The 18,365-nt window shown below is 30.3% G+C and carries 12 protein-coding genes; all 12 read right to left on the bottom strand.

The window, feature by feature from the left end; genetic code table 11:
• Positions 1 to 212: 212 nt before the first annotated feature.
• Positions 213 to 2,030: an oligopeptide ABC transporter substrate-binding protein gene (locus tag KQI89_RS08785; protein ID WP_216456795.1), complete on the bottom strand. Its 1,818-nt coding sequence runs from the start codon at positions 2,028 to 2,030 to the stop codon at positions 213 to 215.
• A gap of 18 nt (positions 2,031 to 2,048) precedes the next feature.
• The gene (locus tag KQI89_RS08780) at positions 2,049 to 3,008 is read right to left on the bottom strand and encodes an ABC transporter permease (protein ID WP_216456794.1); all 960 of its coding nucleotides are present in this window, start codon (positions 3,006 to 3,008) and stop codon (positions 2,049 to 2,051) included.
• A gap of 12 nt (positions 3,009 to 3,020) precedes the next feature.
• On the bottom strand, positions 3,021 to 3,986 hold the full coding sequence (gene opp4B / locus KQI89_RS08775; RefSeq protein WP_216456793.1) for an oligopeptide ABC transporter permease: 966 nt from the start codon (positions 3,984 to 3,986) through the stop codon (positions 3,021 to 3,023).
• Between the two features lies 1 nt (position 3,987).
• Positions 3,988 to 4,929, bottom strand: coding sequence for an ATP-binding cassette domain-containing protein (locus tag KQI89_RS08770; RefSeq protein WP_216456792.1), 942 nt, complete (start codon positions 4,927 to 4,929; stop codon positions 3,988 to 3,990).
• Position 4,930: 1 nt separating this feature from the next.
• Positions 4,931 to 5,932, bottom strand: a complete 1,002-nt coding sequence (locus KQI89_RS08765) for an ABC transporter ATP-binding protein (protein ID WP_032120483.1) — start codon at positions 5,930 to 5,932, stop codon at positions 4,931 to 4,933.
• Between the two features lie 301 nt (positions 5,933 to 6,233).
• A complete protein-coding gene (locus tag KQI89_RS08760; protein WP_246583042.1) occupies positions 6,234 to 7,571 on the bottom strand; it encodes an amidohydrolase in 1,338 nt (445 codons plus the stop codon).
• Positions 7,572 to 7,574: 3 nt separating this feature from the next.
• Positions 7,575 to 8,699, bottom strand: a complete 1,125-nt coding sequence (locus KQI89_RS08755) for a M20/M25/M40 family metallo-hydrolase (protein ID WP_216456791.1) — start codon at positions 8,697 to 8,699, stop codon at positions 7,575 to 7,577.
• A gap of 203 nt (positions 8,700 to 8,902) precedes the next feature.
• Complete coding sequence (locus KQI89_RS08750; protein ID WP_216456790.1) at positions 8,903 to 9,577, bottom strand: hypothetical protein; 675 nt, start codon at positions 9,575 to 9,577, stop codon at positions 8,903 to 8,905.
• A 21-nt stretch (positions 9,578 to 9,598) separates the two neighbouring features.
• Positions 9,599 to 10,309: a DUF5058 family protein gene (locus KQI89_RS08745; protein ID WP_216456789.1), complete on the bottom strand. Its 711-nt coding sequence runs from the start codon at positions 10,307 to 10,309 to the stop codon at positions 9,599 to 9,601.
• Between the two features lie 710 nt (positions 10,310 to 11,019).
• Positions 11,020 to 12,303: a hypothetical protein gene (locus tag KQI89_RS08740; RefSeq protein ID WP_216456788.1), complete on the bottom strand. Its 1,284-nt coding sequence runs from the start codon at positions 12,301 to 12,303 to the stop codon at positions 11,020 to 11,022.
• Between the two features lie 818 nt (positions 12,304 to 13,121).
• Positions 13,122 to 17,609 carry a hypothetical protein gene (locus KQI89_RS08735; protein WP_216456787.1) on the bottom strand — a complete coding sequence of 1,496 codons (4,488 nt, stop codon included), beginning with the start codon at positions 17,607 to 17,609 and terminating at the stop codon, positions 13,122 to 13,124.
• Entirely contained in the window at positions 17,587 to 18,357 is a 771-nt protein-coding gene (locus tag KQI89_RS08730; RefSeq protein ID WP_216456786.1) for a DUF6063 family protein, read from the bottom strand. Before KQI89_RS08730 ends, KQI89_RS08735 begins: the two co-directional genes overlap by 23 nt.
• Between the last annotated feature and the right edge of the window lie 8 nt (positions 18,358 to 18,365).

Below are 18,365 nucleotides of genomic sequence, written 5' to 3'. Positions count from 1 at the left end.
CAAAAATTGCCAGTGGAAACCTGTTATATTATTTCCTTTGAAGTGGTAGTAATAAAAAAAGTCCACAGCCTTTCCCTTATAAAAGTTTCAGACTGTGGACTATATTAAATGACCTGTTTACTTTAATTTGTATATAGATTATTATTTAATTCTATCAGTTACATTCCATTATAAAAGAGAATTTCATTCAATATTTTCAGCTTAAAATTTTACTATTTTGCTTTTTCAGGAGTATCAGATAATAAACCAATCTTCTCCCATCCCCAATCACTAACTGTGTTTAGATCCCAGGAGGTAACTCTCTTATTTGTTACTGTTATTGTATATCTAAAGTTAGTAGGTGCTACTGGAACCTGATCATGAATATATTGTTGCCATTCATGATAAGCCTTAACTAAATATTCTTCATCAACTCCATCTTTGCCAAATGCATCTTCAGAAGCAATAGCCCCTAACAATTTATCATTTTCTTCACTGGCAAATCTTGTATAGTTGAATTGAGCGTCTCTTCCGTATAATCCTGATGGATCTGGATTGGATCCTGTACCCCATCCACCCATGAATATATCTATTTCTTCATTATCCTGTTCAACCATATCATAAAAAGCGTTCATATCTACTAATCTACCATTTTGTAATCCTACATCAAGTCCTATATCCTTCCAACCTTGAACGAAGAACTGGGCTAATGGTTCAGCAATTTCTCCACCTGACATTGAAAGGAAATTAATTTTTAGCTTATTTCCTTTTGGATCTTCTCTCATTCCATCACCGTCTACATCTTTATAGCCAGCATCATCAAGTATTTTTTTTGCTTTTTCTGGATTATAATTATATGTGGCTAACTTTGAGTTCCAAAAAGTAGCGTGTGCTGGATCTATTACAGAGTTAGCAGGTAATCTTAAACCATTGTAGAACACTTCAGCTATCTCCTTGGTATCCATACCATAAGCCATTGCCTGTCTTAATTTAACATCAGACATTTTTTTCGTTGGATCTACTATCACTTCTTTAGCTTCATTATCCCATTTACCCAATTTAAATCCTATATATCCATAAGATCTTTGTATTTGAGATAACAATTCAATATTACTTAAATCTTTATACTCATTATAAGCATCTACATTAATTTCATCAACCACATCAAATGTTCCTGCTTTTAATGCTTCTACTATTGTATCTGGGCTTGTTCTTTTATAAACAATTTTATCAACTTTAGGTTTTTCTCCAAACCAGTGTGGATTAGGAACATATTCAACAGATTCTCCTGGAACAATATTAGAAACTACAAATGGTCCGCAAGATAATGGCTTTACTCTAACTTTATCATGAGCTTCCATATCTTGTATTGGAATATCTTTTAAATAGTGTTTTGGCTCAGCATTAAATGTTAAACCTGCACCCCAGAGTATTCCTGGATAATATTTTTTAAAAGATACTTCTAATGTTTTATCATCAATCCTTTTAAGTCCTGATATAGTTTCTGCAGTGCCCTTATTATATTCTTCAATACCTATAACATTTTTATAATCTGAGTCATATCTTACTCCCTTATAATCTTTATGTGCAATAGATTCATAAACAAAGATTAAGTCATCAGAAGTTACTGGAACTCCATCACTCCAAGTTAAATCTTTATGAATTTTATAAGTTGCTTTTTTGGCTTCTTTGTTAAATTCAACGTCACAATATCCACCGTTAACGATTTCAAAGTTTTTTCCACTTTTCATAAATGACCCAAGCATAGGACCCATTAGTTGAGAATCTGACTTATTTGAGTATAAAAAAGTGTTAAAGATACCTTCAAAAGGTGTATCTGTAACTAATGCCACGTTAAGTGTTCCTCCAACTGTTTTTCCTTCTTTCTGAAGAACTGCCGGATGTGGAAGTTCTATTTTTAATAAGGTTTCCTCCTCTGACCCACCTATAGCAGATCCATCCCCTCCATCAGGTTTATCTTTATTACATGCTGCTAATAACATTGTTGATGCTAATAGTAATGGAACAAGAAGTTTTAATCTTTTTTTCATTTTTCTTCCCCCTTTATTCTATCCTAATCTTTGCTTTGCGTCAGAAGCCCTTCTAACTGCTTGACCGACGTAATTTATACACAACATCATCACTAATATTAATAATGATGCAGGTAACCATAGCCATAACTTATTTGACATTGCTCCTGGAGTTCTAGCATAAGAAACTAATGTTCCTAGGGACGGCGTCGATGGTGGTAACCCAAATCCTAAGAATGATAATCCAGTTTCAATTCCAATATTACCAGCAAAGCTTAAAATTAAATCTACAATTATAATGGAGCTAATATTAGGTAAAATACTACCGTACATAATCTTTAAATTACTTGTTCCCATTATCTTAGATGCATTTACATAATCTCTCCTGCTTTCTGATAAAGCTTTACTTCTTACCAATCTAGCCATCCCAACCCAATAAAACACACTCATTATAAATATAAAATGCCACATGGTATAACTTGGGATAACCACTACAAATGTAATTATGAGTAATGTGGTTGGTAGAATCGAAATAAAATCACATATTCTCATTATTATATTATCTACCATTCCACCATGGTAACCTACAATCAAACCAACAATTATGCCCACTGCAGAGGTTATTATAGTAACTGCAAAACCTATTAAAATAGAATTCCTTCCCCCTATTAACAATTGACCTGCAATTGACCTTCCCCCTATATCTGTTCCTAAAATAAATTCTGCCCCTGGAGCCTTATATCGATTTCTTAGGTTTATCTTCATAACTTCATTTTGATCTATAATTAAAGAACCTATTAATACAGATGCTAATATTATAAGTAAAATAACAAGACATACTTTTGCTAGTTTATCAGCTTTAAATTCTTTTTTAAGTACCTTCCAAAACGATGGAACTTCACTAATTGATTTTAATTTTTTTTCATCTATTTGGGATCCAATATCTTTTGCACCTGCTTTGGAGGCAATAGCCTTTACATCAATATCTTCTTTACCCATATTTACCGCCTCCTATTCTATTCTTATTCTTGGATCAACAATTGTCATGATTATATCAGACAATAAGCTTCCCATTAATGTTAAAAATCCAAATAATAGAACCAAGGCATTCATAACTGAATAATCCCTACTATTTATTGATGTAATAAATAATTCACCCATTCCTGTATAACTAAAAATAGTTTCAATAAATATAGAACCACTCAAAAGTCCCATAATAGTAAATCCAAAAAATGCTGCAACAGGTAGTAATGAGTTTCTAAATATATGGTGAGAATAAACTTTATTTATAGGTACACCCTTACTTCTAGCAGTTTTTACATAATCTTGACCTTTTGCATCAATTACTTCATTTCGTAAATATTGTATCGTTCCAGTTGTCCTCAACACGGCAGCTGTAATTGCAGGTAAAATCATATGATACATTTTACTTTTATAGTATGCAAATGTCCCTTTTTGTATCCCAATTTCTACAGATCCCGTAGTAGGGAACCATCCTAACTTATATCCAAATATTAAAATAAATATAAGACTTAATACAAATGTAGGTATAGCATAACTTATGAAATTATATACTATAACACCCTTATCGAATTTTGAATTTTGATATCTTCCAGCATAAATACCTAGTGGTATCGCTATTAAGTAAGTTAAAATCAAAGTTAATAGAGATAACCATAAAGTGTTCTTTGCTCTCTCACCAATAATGTTAGCAACTGGTACCTTTTGTGTGTAAGATTTTCCAAAATCACCATCTCTAAGAATTTTAACCATCCAGTTTTTATATTGAACGGGGATAGGATCATTTAGTCCCGCCTTTTCTTTTAGTTGCTCAATGACCAAAGGATCCATATCACCACTTATTAATCCAGTAAAAGGATCTCCTGGCATCATTTTCCCAAAACCAAAAACAATTACACTTAATATTAAAAGCTGAGGTATCATTAATAATACTCTACGCACTACTGTTTTCCACATCTTATAGATCCCCCTTTTCTCTTACTGATACATAGTGAGTTTCAGAAATTTTAATTAGATCAAAGGCTCTACCATTTTCATCATAAAACAGCTTTTCTTTTTTATCATATTCTTCTTCCACTTTAATTCGTTCCTCTCGAGCTTTCCCTCTATCATTAACAGAAATTTCTGGTATAGCAGCTATTAGTCTTTTTGTGTAAATATGTTGAGGATTATTATATATATCATCCCTTGTACCTGTCTCTACAAATCTTCCTCTATGCATAATATAAATATAATCACACATATGTTTAACTACTCCTAAATCATGAGATATAAAAAGATAGCTTAAATTAAAATCTCTTTGCACATCTTTTAAAAAGTTTAATACTTGAGCTTGGATTGATAAATCAAGAGCCGAAACCGGTTCATCTGCTACAATAAGTTTCGGATTTAAAGATACAGCTCTAGCTACACCTATTCTTTGACGTTGCCCTCCTGAAAATTCGTAAGGATACTTATACAAAGCATCTGAGGGCATTCCAACTATATTTAATAAAGTTAAAATTTTTTCTAATTCTTCTTCTTTAGTTAACTTTTCATAATTTCGAATGGGCTCTGCTATTATATCTCTAATTCTTTTTTTAGGATCTAAGCTAGATAAAACATCTTGAAATATCATTTGAACTTCCTTATTGTATCCAGTCTTTTTCCTCAATCTCTTTGTATTTACTATTTGATCATTATATAAAATTTTACCTTCTGTAGGATTCTCTAATCCTACAATAGTTTTTCCAATAGTAGTTTTTCCTGATCCTGACTCTCCTATAAGTCCATATGTTTTTCCATCTTCAATTGAAAGTGATACTCCATCTACAGCACGGGTATAATCTTGTATAGTATTAAAGATTCCTCCACGAATAGGAAAGTGAACTTTTAAATTATCTATTTTTAAAAAACCCATTTTAACACCCCACTTCATTTTCAAAGTAAAAGTTTTTCCAACAGGTACACCTTACAAAGTGTCCTTTTAAAACTTCATGAAGTTCTGGGTTCTCTTCATGTTCTGACTCTGAAATCCACGGAATCCTTTCTGCAAATCTACAGCCTTTTCGTGGCAATTTTTCTAATGAAGGAACCATACCTCGTATTACATGTAATTCTTTTCCTACTAAATCTGAATTTGGTATAGATTGTAGTAATGATTTAGTATAAGGATGAAGAGGATTGTTAAAAAGTTCTTTCGCATCAGCTAACTCTACAATTTGTCCTGCATACATAACAGCAACCCTATCTGCGTTCTGTGCAACCACTCCCAAATCATGGGTTATAAGTATAATTCCTGCATTAATCTCTTTTTGAAGTTCTGCTAATAAGTCTAATATCTGAGCCTGTATAGTAACATCTAGTGCTGTAGTAGGTTCATCTGCTATTATAATGTTAGGTTTACAGGAAAGAGCAATAGCTATCAATACCCTTTGCCTCATACCTCCAGATAATTCATGAGGAAACTGTTCAGCAGTTTTTTCAGGTTTTATAATTCCTACTTGATCTAATAAATCTAGCATTCTCTTACGCCTTTGTTTTTTGTTTAAATCAGTATGATATATTAGAGATTCTTCTATTTGCCTCCCAATTTTGTGTAGTGGGTTTAAAGATGCTAGGGGATCTTGAAAAATAAATCCAATTTCTTTACCTCTAATCTTATTAAATTTTTCTTCTGAGTATTTTATAATATTTTCCCCTTTATAAATTATTTCTCCACTTACTCTAGTAAAAGTACTATTATGTAACCCAACTATGGAGTTAGCAATGGTACTTTTGCCACATCCAGATTCTCCAACTATTGCTAGCAATTCATTTCTATTTAATTTTAAAGAAACTCCATCTACTGCATCAAAGTACTCATCATTAATTCTAAATCCAGTATGCAAATCTTTGATTTCTAATATGGTCTCATTTTCCATTTCACATTTCCTTTCTCAATATATTTATTAGCTTATTACATAAATTTGAGAATAGTCCTATGTTGAAACATTAATCTAAGTTTAAGAAACTCAATATCTATCCCCCTTTTTTATGATGATTCTTTTAGTACTTTAATAAATATTTTTTATTATAATAATATATGGAATATTTCCAGAAATGATGACTATTATAAATGAACTTTGTGAATTTACATATTATTCTGAATTTTAGATGCGTTTTTTATTTAATTAAAGAGCCATAAGATATCCTTTATCTTATGGCTCTTTGTTATCTTTATATTTACTCTAAGAACTCTCTTTTTATAAGCTTGTCATTTGAATTCATGAAATTTAGATATTCTTCTTTTGTCATGGCAGGAACAAAGTCTTTAAGAATATTTTTAGCTTCTTTTGCGTCATCAAAAAGTAAATCTATTATAGTTAAAGCTAATGCCTTAGCTGGCTCTAAATAAATATATTCTTCATCAACTATACAATAATCTTTTGAATGAAGCTCTCCCCTTATTCCACCAAACATAGGATGTAAAGTTGGCATAATATGAGACACATCACCTAAATCAAAAGAACCGGTGAAGTCTCCTCCTTGTATTATATCGTCTTTTGTAATTTCAAGACCTATTAAATTCTCAAATAATATATCTTCCATCTGTTGATGTTTTAAAATTGGCAAGTATCCTGGTAATTCTTTTATTTCAATATTAGCACCTACAGCCATAGCTCCAGCAATTAATGCCCTATTAACTTTTTTATTTGCATCTACCATTGCCTGTACAGTTCTTGCCCTTGTATATGATTCCATTCGAACATCAGCAGGTACCACATTTACAATGTCTCCACCCTTTGTTATAATTGGGTGAATCCTTACTTTATCACTGTCTTCAAAGGTTTCCCTTTGAGCATTGATGTTGTTTATAGCAAGTAATGCTGCATTAAGTGCATTTACTCCTTTATATGGAGCATTACCCGCATGAGCTTCTCTACCAATAAATCGAATATCTTTTCCGATAAATCCGTTACTTACAGGTCCCACTAATACTTTTTTATCGCCAGTATCTAAAGCATGGAACATAACTGCCATATCCACGTCATCGAAAGCACCATTTCTTATTAATTCCTGTTTCCCTCCAAAATATTGAATAACTCCTTTTTCTTTGAGTTTGCTTCTATAATCTATCTCTATAAATTCTTCTGCAGGAGTTGCAATAAAATCAATCTTACCACCTAGCTCTTTATATACACCTGATTTTATAAGACCAATTGCTATACCTAGCATTCCTGCAATTTGTATATTATGTCCGCAAGTATGAGAAGCTCCCGAGCTTAAAGAATCTTGATGATCATTGCAAACTATACCATCTAACTCACCTAAAACTGCAATTTTTGGGCCAGATTTATCATCATTTATCTTGGCTCTGCAACCAGTATAGGCAATACCATCTACCACCTCAAGATTTAATTCCTTTTCAAAAAACTCCTTCACAAGTTTTGTAGTTTTAAACTCTTTATAACCAAGCTCAGGGTTTTCATAGATCTTTCTACCTATTTGAAAAATCAAATGCCGATTTTCATCAATAGTAGAAATTACTTTAGCTTTCATTATTTCTTTACTCATACCCATATATTAATCATTCCTTTTTATATATCTAACAATAGCCTCTGTTGTTTTCAGTAATTCATCAATTTCTAAATACTCTTCAACAGTATGTACATTGTTCATTCCAACTCCAATAATAATTGAGTTAAATCCTTGTTTTGCAAATATATTACTATCTGATCCTCCTCCAATAATCTTAAGCTCACAGGGAACATTTAACTTTTCATATACCTTAGCAAATTGCTTTGCAAAAATCAAATTATCCTTTGGTTTTAATGCTGGATAATCACACTTATAATCTAGTTTATAGCTACCACCAAGTTTTTCAACGGATTCATCACATATTTTTTTATACAATTCAATAATCTCTAAAATCTTATCTTCAGAATGACCTCTTACTTCTCCAGTAATCCTGCATACATCAGGGACTACATTTGATGGAAACTCAGAGCTTATTTTCGAAATATTAGATGTTGTTAAATCATCAATTCTACCTATATTCATACGGGATAAAGCATAAGATGCCACGCTTATAGCATTGATTCCCTTTTCAGGCTCTATGCCAGCATGAGCCTTTTTACCTTGAAAACAAATTTCAATATCATATTTGCTTGGAGCAGTATGTGCAATAAGCCCAGCTTTTCCAGAGTTATCAACAACAATCATATTCTTTGCAGGTAGCATAGCTTCTGATACCTTTGTCCAATCAAAATACTTAGCGCCAAGCATACCGATCTCTTCACAGGGTGTTAAAACAATATAAATGTCCTCATGTGAGATATTTTCCTCTTTGATGGTTCTCAAAACTTCTATAATACTTGCTATTCCTGCTTTATCATCTCCACCTAATGTGGTTGTTCCATCTGTTCTAATTATATTACCATCTACTATGGGTTTTACATTTAAATTAGGCTCTACAACATCCATATGGGCAGCAAGGGTTACCCCTTCACCTTCTACATCACCAGGAAACTTAGCTATTATTGAAGGTGAATCCCCACCATATTCTAGATACCCTTTGTCCAAGTATATTAAGGCACCCATTTCTTTTAATAAATTAACAAGATATTTTGCATACTCTCCTTCTTTTTTTGAAGGTGAATGAATTTTTAACATTTCAACTAGATTATTTAATAATCTTTCCTTATTCAACCTTATACCTCCTTATATAATCTAGTTATAATATTTTGTAGAAAATTAAATACTTTCCTACCCAACATTACATCTTAATTTTTAATTATTTTTTTACTATCCTCAATGCTTTGAAATAACACGAATTTTTTAAATCATATAATTTTTTAACCCTTTACTTTATTATTACTAACTGCTCTAATACTACATTGTTATAAACTAATTTAAGCTTCTTTATTATCTATTTTCCTAATTAATTGTCTCTTAGCAAATGCAATTGTGGCAAATACTGAAACTAGAGTAACAATAAACGATGGTTTACCTGGAATAATATCAACAATCTTTGTCATTACAAAAGCAATAGTAAGAGCAAATATACCTGACTTTGGTGATTTTAATGCGAATTGAGCAAAGACGCCACCAAATAATGCAGGAATAATAAGAGACAACATTCTACTAATAGACTCAGGCAAATTAGCTAGCAAAGTCTGCCCAGCAAATACAGATAATAATAAAAATATGATACCTACCCATATAGAGACTCCTATTCCTATAGTCCCCATAATTGCTCCTTCATCAGTACCTGACTTATAACCTGATCCTTCTAAGGCGGATACAGCTGCTGGTATTCTCATATTTACTAAATTTCCTGACAGAAACCCCATATATAGTCCAGCCCTACCAACAATAGGAAAATAACTAATAGGTTCACTAAAATAAAAAGCTCCAGAAACTGATATCTGGGAAATTGCTCCAGCTAAAATCGCTCCAAGTCCAGGATTAAATCCAAATACCAAAGTCATAACCAATGGAGGAAGAAAACTTACAACCAGTCCAAGAAGCATAGTAAATCTACCAATCTTTGTAATATCCTTAATATATTTATCATAAACTTTCATCTATCGTAGTCCCCCTTTATTTTAAAATGTTAAAGTTCCAATAATTGCTCCTCCAAACATTGCAATTGTTAGAGCCCAATCTTTTAGCCATTTAAACTTTTTTTCTCCTAATTTCAAGCAAAGCATCATAATAACTAGACCTGAGATTGCAGAAATTGTTACATCAGGATTTGTCTTAAATTTTAGATAATTACCAACATTAAAGTATGCAAAAGATCCGAGCATAGCTCCTATACTAACTGCTGGTAATAATGCTTTTCTTCCACTTGTTAATAAGTTATTTACTTTATCCATTTTATGTCCAAATAAAAACACAAATATTATCCATCCAATTGATCCTAATGCCATGGCCCATAGAGCATTTGTAAATACTACAGGAGTCATATTAGTAGATAGTTCTGATCCTAAAGCTTTAGCTCCAAAGTTGGCTGCCATAGCTTCAAAGTTAGAACCTCCAATTACACTTAATCTAAATGCAGATACAGGAGATCCCATAGTAACTAATAGAGCCAGTAAACTTCCAACGACACCTAATGCTGGGCCGATACTACCGATTGCACTTGTCTTAATACCTTTCTTAATTTTAGAATAATCCATTCCCATATCTAAACCCGCTTTAATTGACTTTCTGAGTATTAGTACAGATTGAATTAATACAACAGATATACCTATTATAGATACAATCCACATAATAGGGTGATTTGCATAATATAAATGATTTGCTTCTATCATTGTTTACCTCCATCTTTTTATTCTTTTGAATCTCTCTAGCTAATTAATATATCAACTTCTAGAAATAATATTTAAAACGTTTAAATTTTAGGAAGTATTTAAACTTGATATGGATTCTTACAAAGTTTAAGTATTCATTATTAATGAATCAGCTATTTAATTATGATATGTACTTGTAGTATTAGACTTCTCATCACCTCCTTCTATAATATTTAACAAGTTATTTGCTTCCATAATAAAAACGTTTTCTACATAAGAAATGGTTTGTTAAAATATAAATTATTAATTAGAAAAAAATAGCCACAATTTTTATCGTGTCTTAAATAGGTCTTTAATTATCTCAAATTATAGTATATCTTTTTTTCCTTGTCAACAATTATCAAGAATTGTCTGATTTTTTTATGATAATGTGGTAATATGTCACATATAATTATGTCTTAATTTAAAAAATATAGTACAATTAATCTAATGAATAAAAACAAGGTAGGCAGAAGAATAAAGGTTGATTTAAAGATAAAATCAGACAGTCAAAATTATAACTATTTTTACAATCTACTGCTCCCATGACTTACTAAACATTTAAATAATTAAGAAAAAATAAAATTCCAATAAAAATAAAATTTTTACTGGAATTTTGCTGTTAAACCTCTTAATAATTATTAACTTTAATAAACTCTAATTCTTAAATTGGTTAGAGTTTGTATTATATTTTATGATTTAAGTTTAATCTTAACTTTACGACGTGGCCTACCTGCTCCTAAGGAATTCTCTAGGTTTGACTCTTCTCCATAACCTTTATCTATAAGACTTTTTAGAATACGGTTGGCACTACGCTCACTTATAAAAAGAATTTCAGCCAGTTCTTTACTTGTAAATTCATCTCTTCCTAATTTCTTTATTACACTAATAATTTTTTCAATATACTGATAGCTGATTCCAATTTCTTTAGATAATTTTAGAGTTTCTTCATCTACTAAATTTTTGTATTTGATTTGATTCTTCTTAAAAATCGGTCCTACTACATTTTCACCATCATAAAAATAAATATTTCCCTGCTTTTCAGAAGTGCTCTTTCTTAAAGCATTTCTTGCATTATTTTCAGATTGATAAATGGTTACCCCCTCACCTATGCCTACGCCTAGTATAATGTTTCTTAACTTACAGTTGTTTATTATTCTGTATAAAGAATTTATATTTTCTACACTTAATGCTGCACCTTTATTAGATATAATGAGGTACTCATTTGAATTAATAGTCTGCATCATACCTTCAATTTCTTTAGAATACATCAAGATTTCTTCTTCTAATTGAAATTCACTATTTTTACTATCCTGAGTCCTAGCATTTCCCTCCACCACTTGAATGATTTGTACTTGAATTGCACATTCATTGAGGTTTTTTAAGTTAACACTATTTTTTAACTTAAAAAATCGATTTTTAATGTCAATATTCGTTGCTTGTATCCTATATACTGGAATATTATGTTTTTTTAAATAGTTATATATATATCCAAAAGAGGTAAAAACACAATCAATATTTCCCTCTTCATAATTTTCTAAATAATACTTAAGATAATCTCCTTCATTCTTAGAAGGTAAATATTTTTGAATATCATAACTCTTGATCTCAATATTAAACTCATTAAGCACGTCAATGAGATCTTTTTCTTCAATTATATCTAAAGCAATCCTTGTATCCTTTGTATCATCCCACTCCATATAAAATTCCCATAAAGCTTTAATGATACCTATAATACCTCTTTCTGTATAAACAACAGGTTTTTCAAATCTTATTTTGGAAGTGATTTCAGAATAAACACCTATTCCAGTCAAAAAGATACCATCTATTTCACAATCTATGTTTTTTGTCATATCAATAAGTTTTTTTATTTCATCTTCAGCATACTTAATAAACTCTATATCTTTATGTTCTACGGAGAGAACTTTATATACCTTTTCAACTGAATCTGAAGCTCCCATTATAGCAATTTTCATATATATATTTCTCCTATCTTAAAACCATTAGTTATGGGGCTGTCCCATTAAGAATAAATACTACAATATATTGTGCTAATTTTAAATTTGCAAAGCAATATATTGTATGTAAATTCCTTAGTGCGACAGCTCCATCTATAAAGAAAGCCAAAATTTATCTCCATATATTATTAGTCTAAAATTAGTGAAAATTACACTAAGTTTTGTACAAATTATCTTAACATAAGTATTATAAAATTAATACATAAACGAGAGTACACTTTGTTTACCTTATAATATCATAAAACAAATTGCTACCACTTCTTATCTAAAGCGTTATGTTTCATAGATATCAATTTTTTGTTTATATTCCTATATATTGTAATATATGTTTATCCACTTGTAAAGTTTAACCCCATGACCCCCGGGGGTGTAAAAGTCACCAGTATAAACCTGTTATGTTCAGTCCCCTGGAAACCATATCTATAATAAAAAAGTCCACAGTCCTCCCCCTATAAAAGGTTCAGACTGTGGACTATATTAAATGATAACCCGCTAATTTAGTTAGCTAATACTTTTTCTATATCAGCTATAATTATTTTAATTAATTCGAGCTTTCCTTTTGCATAATCTTGTTCTTCTAATAAATCTATGGAAAACTCTATGCATCTTTCAGTTTCTTTGTATTCTTATACTTTTGCAAATATCCCATAAGTATAAAATTTAAACAAGACCGCCTTGATTACGTCAGAACTAACATCTTTTAAATAATTTTGATACCTGCCATTTTTAAAATTATGTCCTTGTTCATTATTCTTTTAAATAATGATTAACAATAGTTAATCAACAACTCTACCACCATGTACCACCTTACCAATTAGACTGCCAAGCCTTCCATTTTCTCTTCCATCATTAATCTTTAATGCCCAAAATATAGGAAACCTTTCGCTAATCTCTGTTTTTATTATTTCTGGTGCGGCAAAGGCTATAATTTGGAAATTAAGTTGATTTGCAATCTTAAATACAGGGTCAAGCACATGAGCTCCTGAAGCCTTTCCAAAAGGGTTATCCAACATGGGCACTGTCCATGGATTATCATTTCCAGTGGTTTTCTTTCTGTAATTCATAAGCATCATAATCATAAATGTATTTATAGAAAGAGTTTGTCCTCCACTACCTTCTGGGGCATCGCCATCTCCCCCATTTACAGCTCCCCAAGTGGAATAATGATGATTCTGAGGTCTAGCATATAAAAATTCATTTTTCTCTGTCATCTTATAAACTTCTAAGTCAGGATACTTTCCCCTTAAGGCTTTAGAGAAGATCATTTTGTCGCTCATGTAATCTTCTAGCAATTTGTCCTCTAAATTCTCAAAATCTACACCTGCTTTTTCAAGCTTTTGTATGCAATCTATAAAGTGCTCATTTAATAAAAGTTTAATACTGTCTTCTTCTTTAGGAAGTAAGTCTTCTCCCTTTAATCTAACAAGTTTAAAAGCATATCCATTATCATTTACATACACCATTTTATTTACCATTTCTTTTAAGCTTTCTGCGATCTTTATTGCCTGCCTAGCAGCCCTATATGCCCACTGTTCTCTTGCCCTCTCTGCCTTAATCTTATCGTTATTAACTTGACTTATTTCTCTTTTTGCATGTTCCTTCATACTAGTGAAGGAATCTTTGTTATTTGAAAAGTTATCTATTTTTATTCTATCACCTATCATTTCCTTAATTTTATGCTTTAATATTTCATCCTTAATATTTGTTTTCAGTCCCTCTAAAAACTGTTCAAAGTTTCCTTGAGCTTTATCGGTATGAGTTTTTATAGCATCTTTTATTTTCTTAAAGCCTCGTTTCCACTGTTCAACCTCATTCTTCTCATTTTCTTTAATTTTCTCTATAAGGTACTCCGAAGTTTTTCCTTTAGATGGATCTATTTCTTCATAAGGACTCAATTCTGCTAAAAGACCTTTCATTACAAATTCTCTATTATTTAATTTTTTTAATATATCCTCAACGTCCTTTAAATATTTATCATTACCTTTTATTTCTTCCTTTAGTTTAAAACCCTTTTCTTCTAAATCAGTATCTTCCCATACCTGTGGTGCTTTATTATATTCTTCATTTATTTTCTTAGCTTGACGATTTATATCTTTATCTATCTGAACTATCAATCCATCTTTTTTAGATATACTTTTTTCTAATTTTAAATGTGTTTCGTTTTTTGAATTCAAAGATTTCTCTAACACTTCAGCCTCTAACTCTAAAGTTTCTAAAGATATTCCTTTTATTCTATACTTCTTCCAATCTACATCAAGCTTATTAAGCGTTTTAATTTTATTATCAATACTATCTTGAAGCTCATCAATCCTTTCACTTATCATCTTAATTTGATAATTCTTATCCTCTACTTCTAAACTTAATCTTTTCCTATACCCTAGATCTAAATAAATACTATCTTCCTCTAAAGAAGAATAACTTGGCTCTATGCCTGATTCATATACTTCACCATTACTTTCATTAAACTCTGCTTTGTCAATTACCTCTCTAATTTCTTTAAGTTTATTATCCCTATTAATCTTCCAAGTTTCATAGTTTTTGTGAGCTAATGTCTTTTTATCCTGTACATTTTCCTGTTCCTGCATTTTTTCTATTAATATTACTTCAATTTCATTAAGATTTTTTTCTTCCTTTTTTATATCCCTTTCTTTTTCTTCTATATAATTTCTAAACTCCACAAAACTTTGAAGCTTAACTATCTGTTTTTCTAAAAGTTCTATCTCTTCTTTTACTTTGTCTCTAAAGACTTTATTGAGATTTAAACCCTCTTTTAAGTTATTAGTCTTTGAATAATTAATAGATAACTTCTCTAAAAGCTTAGTAACGTCAAGCTCTAAATCTTTTATTTTTTGCTCTAAAACCATTGAACTTTCAATATTAATCATGACTTCAATGTCACTAATTAATCTATCTATCTTTTCTATAGAATTCTCTAAAACATTTATATTTTCATTTAGTTCTAATGCCCTCTTACTAAGATTTTCTCTCCATAAAATGAATTCCTCGTTATTTTCCATGAACACTAGTCCCTTATGATCCGTAAATTTACAGTTTATTGGTACAATACTCTTCATTTCTGTACGTATATATATTGGTACAATACTATGCAAAAACAAATCCTTAGATATATTTTTATTTACAGTATCCCATTCCTCATAATTTGTTATTACTAAGCTAAAAGGAAGTAAAGGAAATAGGATAAGCTCTTCCTTTCTTTTCTCATAATTTAGTGAACCTAAATATTGAGTACCATAAATCACCTTTATCCCTAAAGCCTCAATCTTTACTTTTACAATTTCTATATCATTATTTGGTATCCAATACTCCTTATTATTCAGAGTTAAATCCATATTTGTTTCCCAAAGTTCTTTTCTAAGCTCATTTAATCTTTGTTTTTTTATTTTTTTATCTTTTATGATTTCAAAGCTTCTATTTTGAAGCCAGCTATGAGAATAATCCTCTTCTATTTTCTCAAGCTTACAAACATCTAAAACTCTTGTAAGTAACTCTTCTTCAGCTCGTTTCTGCTCTTTATACTTACCCTCAAACTCAGTTTTTTTCTCATTCAAACCATCTTTTTCAAGCTCTATTTTGTTATTCTTTAAACCAAGTTCTAGAATAGTTCTTTCTAATTCTTCAATAGTTTTATTTAAATCTATTAATCCTTTATACTTATTAGATTTTTCATTTTCAATTTCCTCAAGAAGTAAGTCTGGATATACTAATCTAAATGAATCAAACTGATTTTCTAATTCTTTTTCTTTTTGGCTAAAATTCTTTTTCTCTTCTTCAAATACCCCAAAGTTAATCTTAATATTCTGTTTCTTTAAATTTAAATCATTTATTTCTTTTTTATATTTTTCTGCGAGAACATTTAAAAATGATTCATATGCTCTATATTTTACAGAAGTAGCCTTCCACGAAGCCTCAGTAAATTTCCACTTTTCTTTAATATTATTATCTATAGACTTAATAGTTTCCTCTACATCCTCTAAATTAAGAGATTTTATAATCATAGTTTTCTCTTCAATTTTGCTCTCTCTTTTTCTACTCTCTTGATCCATAGGAATAATTATTTTGTTTATGTCATACTTCTTATTTTCTTCTTTTAATTCTTCTATTTCACATTTTATCTGAGTTAATCTACTCTCTTCTTCTAGTTTTTCTTCTTCATATTCCTTTTTTGTCCTTATATTTCTTGCATACTCTAAATTATCTTTTTGAAAAACAAGTTCTTTTTTTATTTCTTTAGCCTTTTCCTCTTCCCATATCCACTTATCTCTCTCTATTATTATATTGTTATGTAGACTTCCTAAAGTACAGTAAAGATTGTTACCATCTACAATAGATTTTGATTTTCTTTGTCCATAACTTATACCAATTTCTGCATCTTCTATTAATGGTTCTAGTAAGGTTACTATATTTCTATAATCAGCTTCTCTACTAATTAAAATTGGGAGATTCTTTGTTATGGAAATATTACTTTTAAAAATATCTTTTAATGCATTTTTATTTTCTTCAAACTGATTATTTAAATTTTCCGATATGACTGGAATTATGTATTCATCAAATATCCCTTTGTTATCTTTAGCTTTTGAAAAATAGTCTCCTACTCCACCTTCAACCCTATTTATAAGTTTTAGAATTTTCCATTCGGAACGATAAATACCATTTTCCTCTAAATATTTATAGTAATCTGAATTTGTACTCTTAGTTGCTGATTCAGAAAACCTTCTGAAATCTCTTTTGTTTTCCAATAGAAATTTTTCAAAGTCATCATAAGATACTGGCTTTCTTTCTTTTTCGTTATATACTGGAATATTTTCTACAGTATAAAAGCTATTAGCATAATGTTCGTGTGTGTATAAGAAGTATTTTACTCCAATTTTTTCTTCTTCCTTATTATCATCTTTTGTAATGCTTTTCATAGCAGTCATACATATACCAGTTACTAACCATTTTTCTGGTATAGTATCTAGCTTCCACTGAAGGATTACATGAAAGGTATATGGAGTGAACTGGTTGTTTTTATTAAGAAACATACCCGTAATTTTATTTCCATCATTTTTACCCCATCTAGTATTAGGAAGAGCTATTTGAGACATCAACTGCATAAGTACTCCTTTGCCACTTCCATTTTCAAGAGTATATAATGTATGATCTGGCTCTCCCTTTTTTGTTAAATCAAAAATAGTATTCTCATGACACTTTTTAAAATTGTCATATTTAGTTCCAACTATTCTAAACTTGGTTATTCTTGGCATTCCTATTTTCCTCCTTTATAGCTTCAATTAGAGCCATAAATTCTTTATATCTATCTTGGTTATGATAAATTTTATCTAACCTTTCATACAGTTCATTTCTAGGAATAATTTTAAGCTCTTTTGTGTTATTGTATATAAGCTTTTGATCAGCCAATGGCTTTAAAGACCTATAAATAAAACTAAATCTGTTATCTGTGGTATTTACAACATCTATATTTCCTCTAGTCTTACTATTTTTCATTGGAGAAAAGTCTTTGCTCCATACCTCCTCAATTTCTTTTAAGGCTATTCCCCAATTTTCACTAAACCCTTCTTCTTCATTACTTCTACTTATCCATGAATTTATTGTGCCGTTTACTAAACCCTCCAGCTTAGCATAAGATATTCCTTCTTCTTCCCATCTAATTTTAATATTATTTTCCTTATCTACTTCCGATAAAAATACGCATATTATTATGTTTGCAAGATAGAAATACTTCTTATTCTTCAAGGCCTTATACTTTTCTTTCATCTGCGTATATGAATTTGCGAAAATTGATCCATTAGCTGTAGAAACCAAATGTATATTTTCTCTAGTATCAAAAACTCTTAAATTCCCCTCTATTGCCATGGTATTAACTATTTCTCTTATTTCCCTACTGTTTATATATTCTTCTGCCAAAGGTTCTTTAGCTGATATAATATTCTCCTTTAAAAGAAGAAAAAATAATGCTGAAGCCTTCTGAATATTTTCTGTTGTATATGACATAAGTTCCT

It is taken from the genome of Clostridium simiarum (genome assembly GCF_018919175.1).
GTDB lineage: Bacteria > Bacillota > Clostridia > Clostridiales > Clostridiaceae > Clostridium_L > Clostridium_L simiarum.
This window is presented reverse-complemented; position numbering and strand designations above follow the sequence as displayed.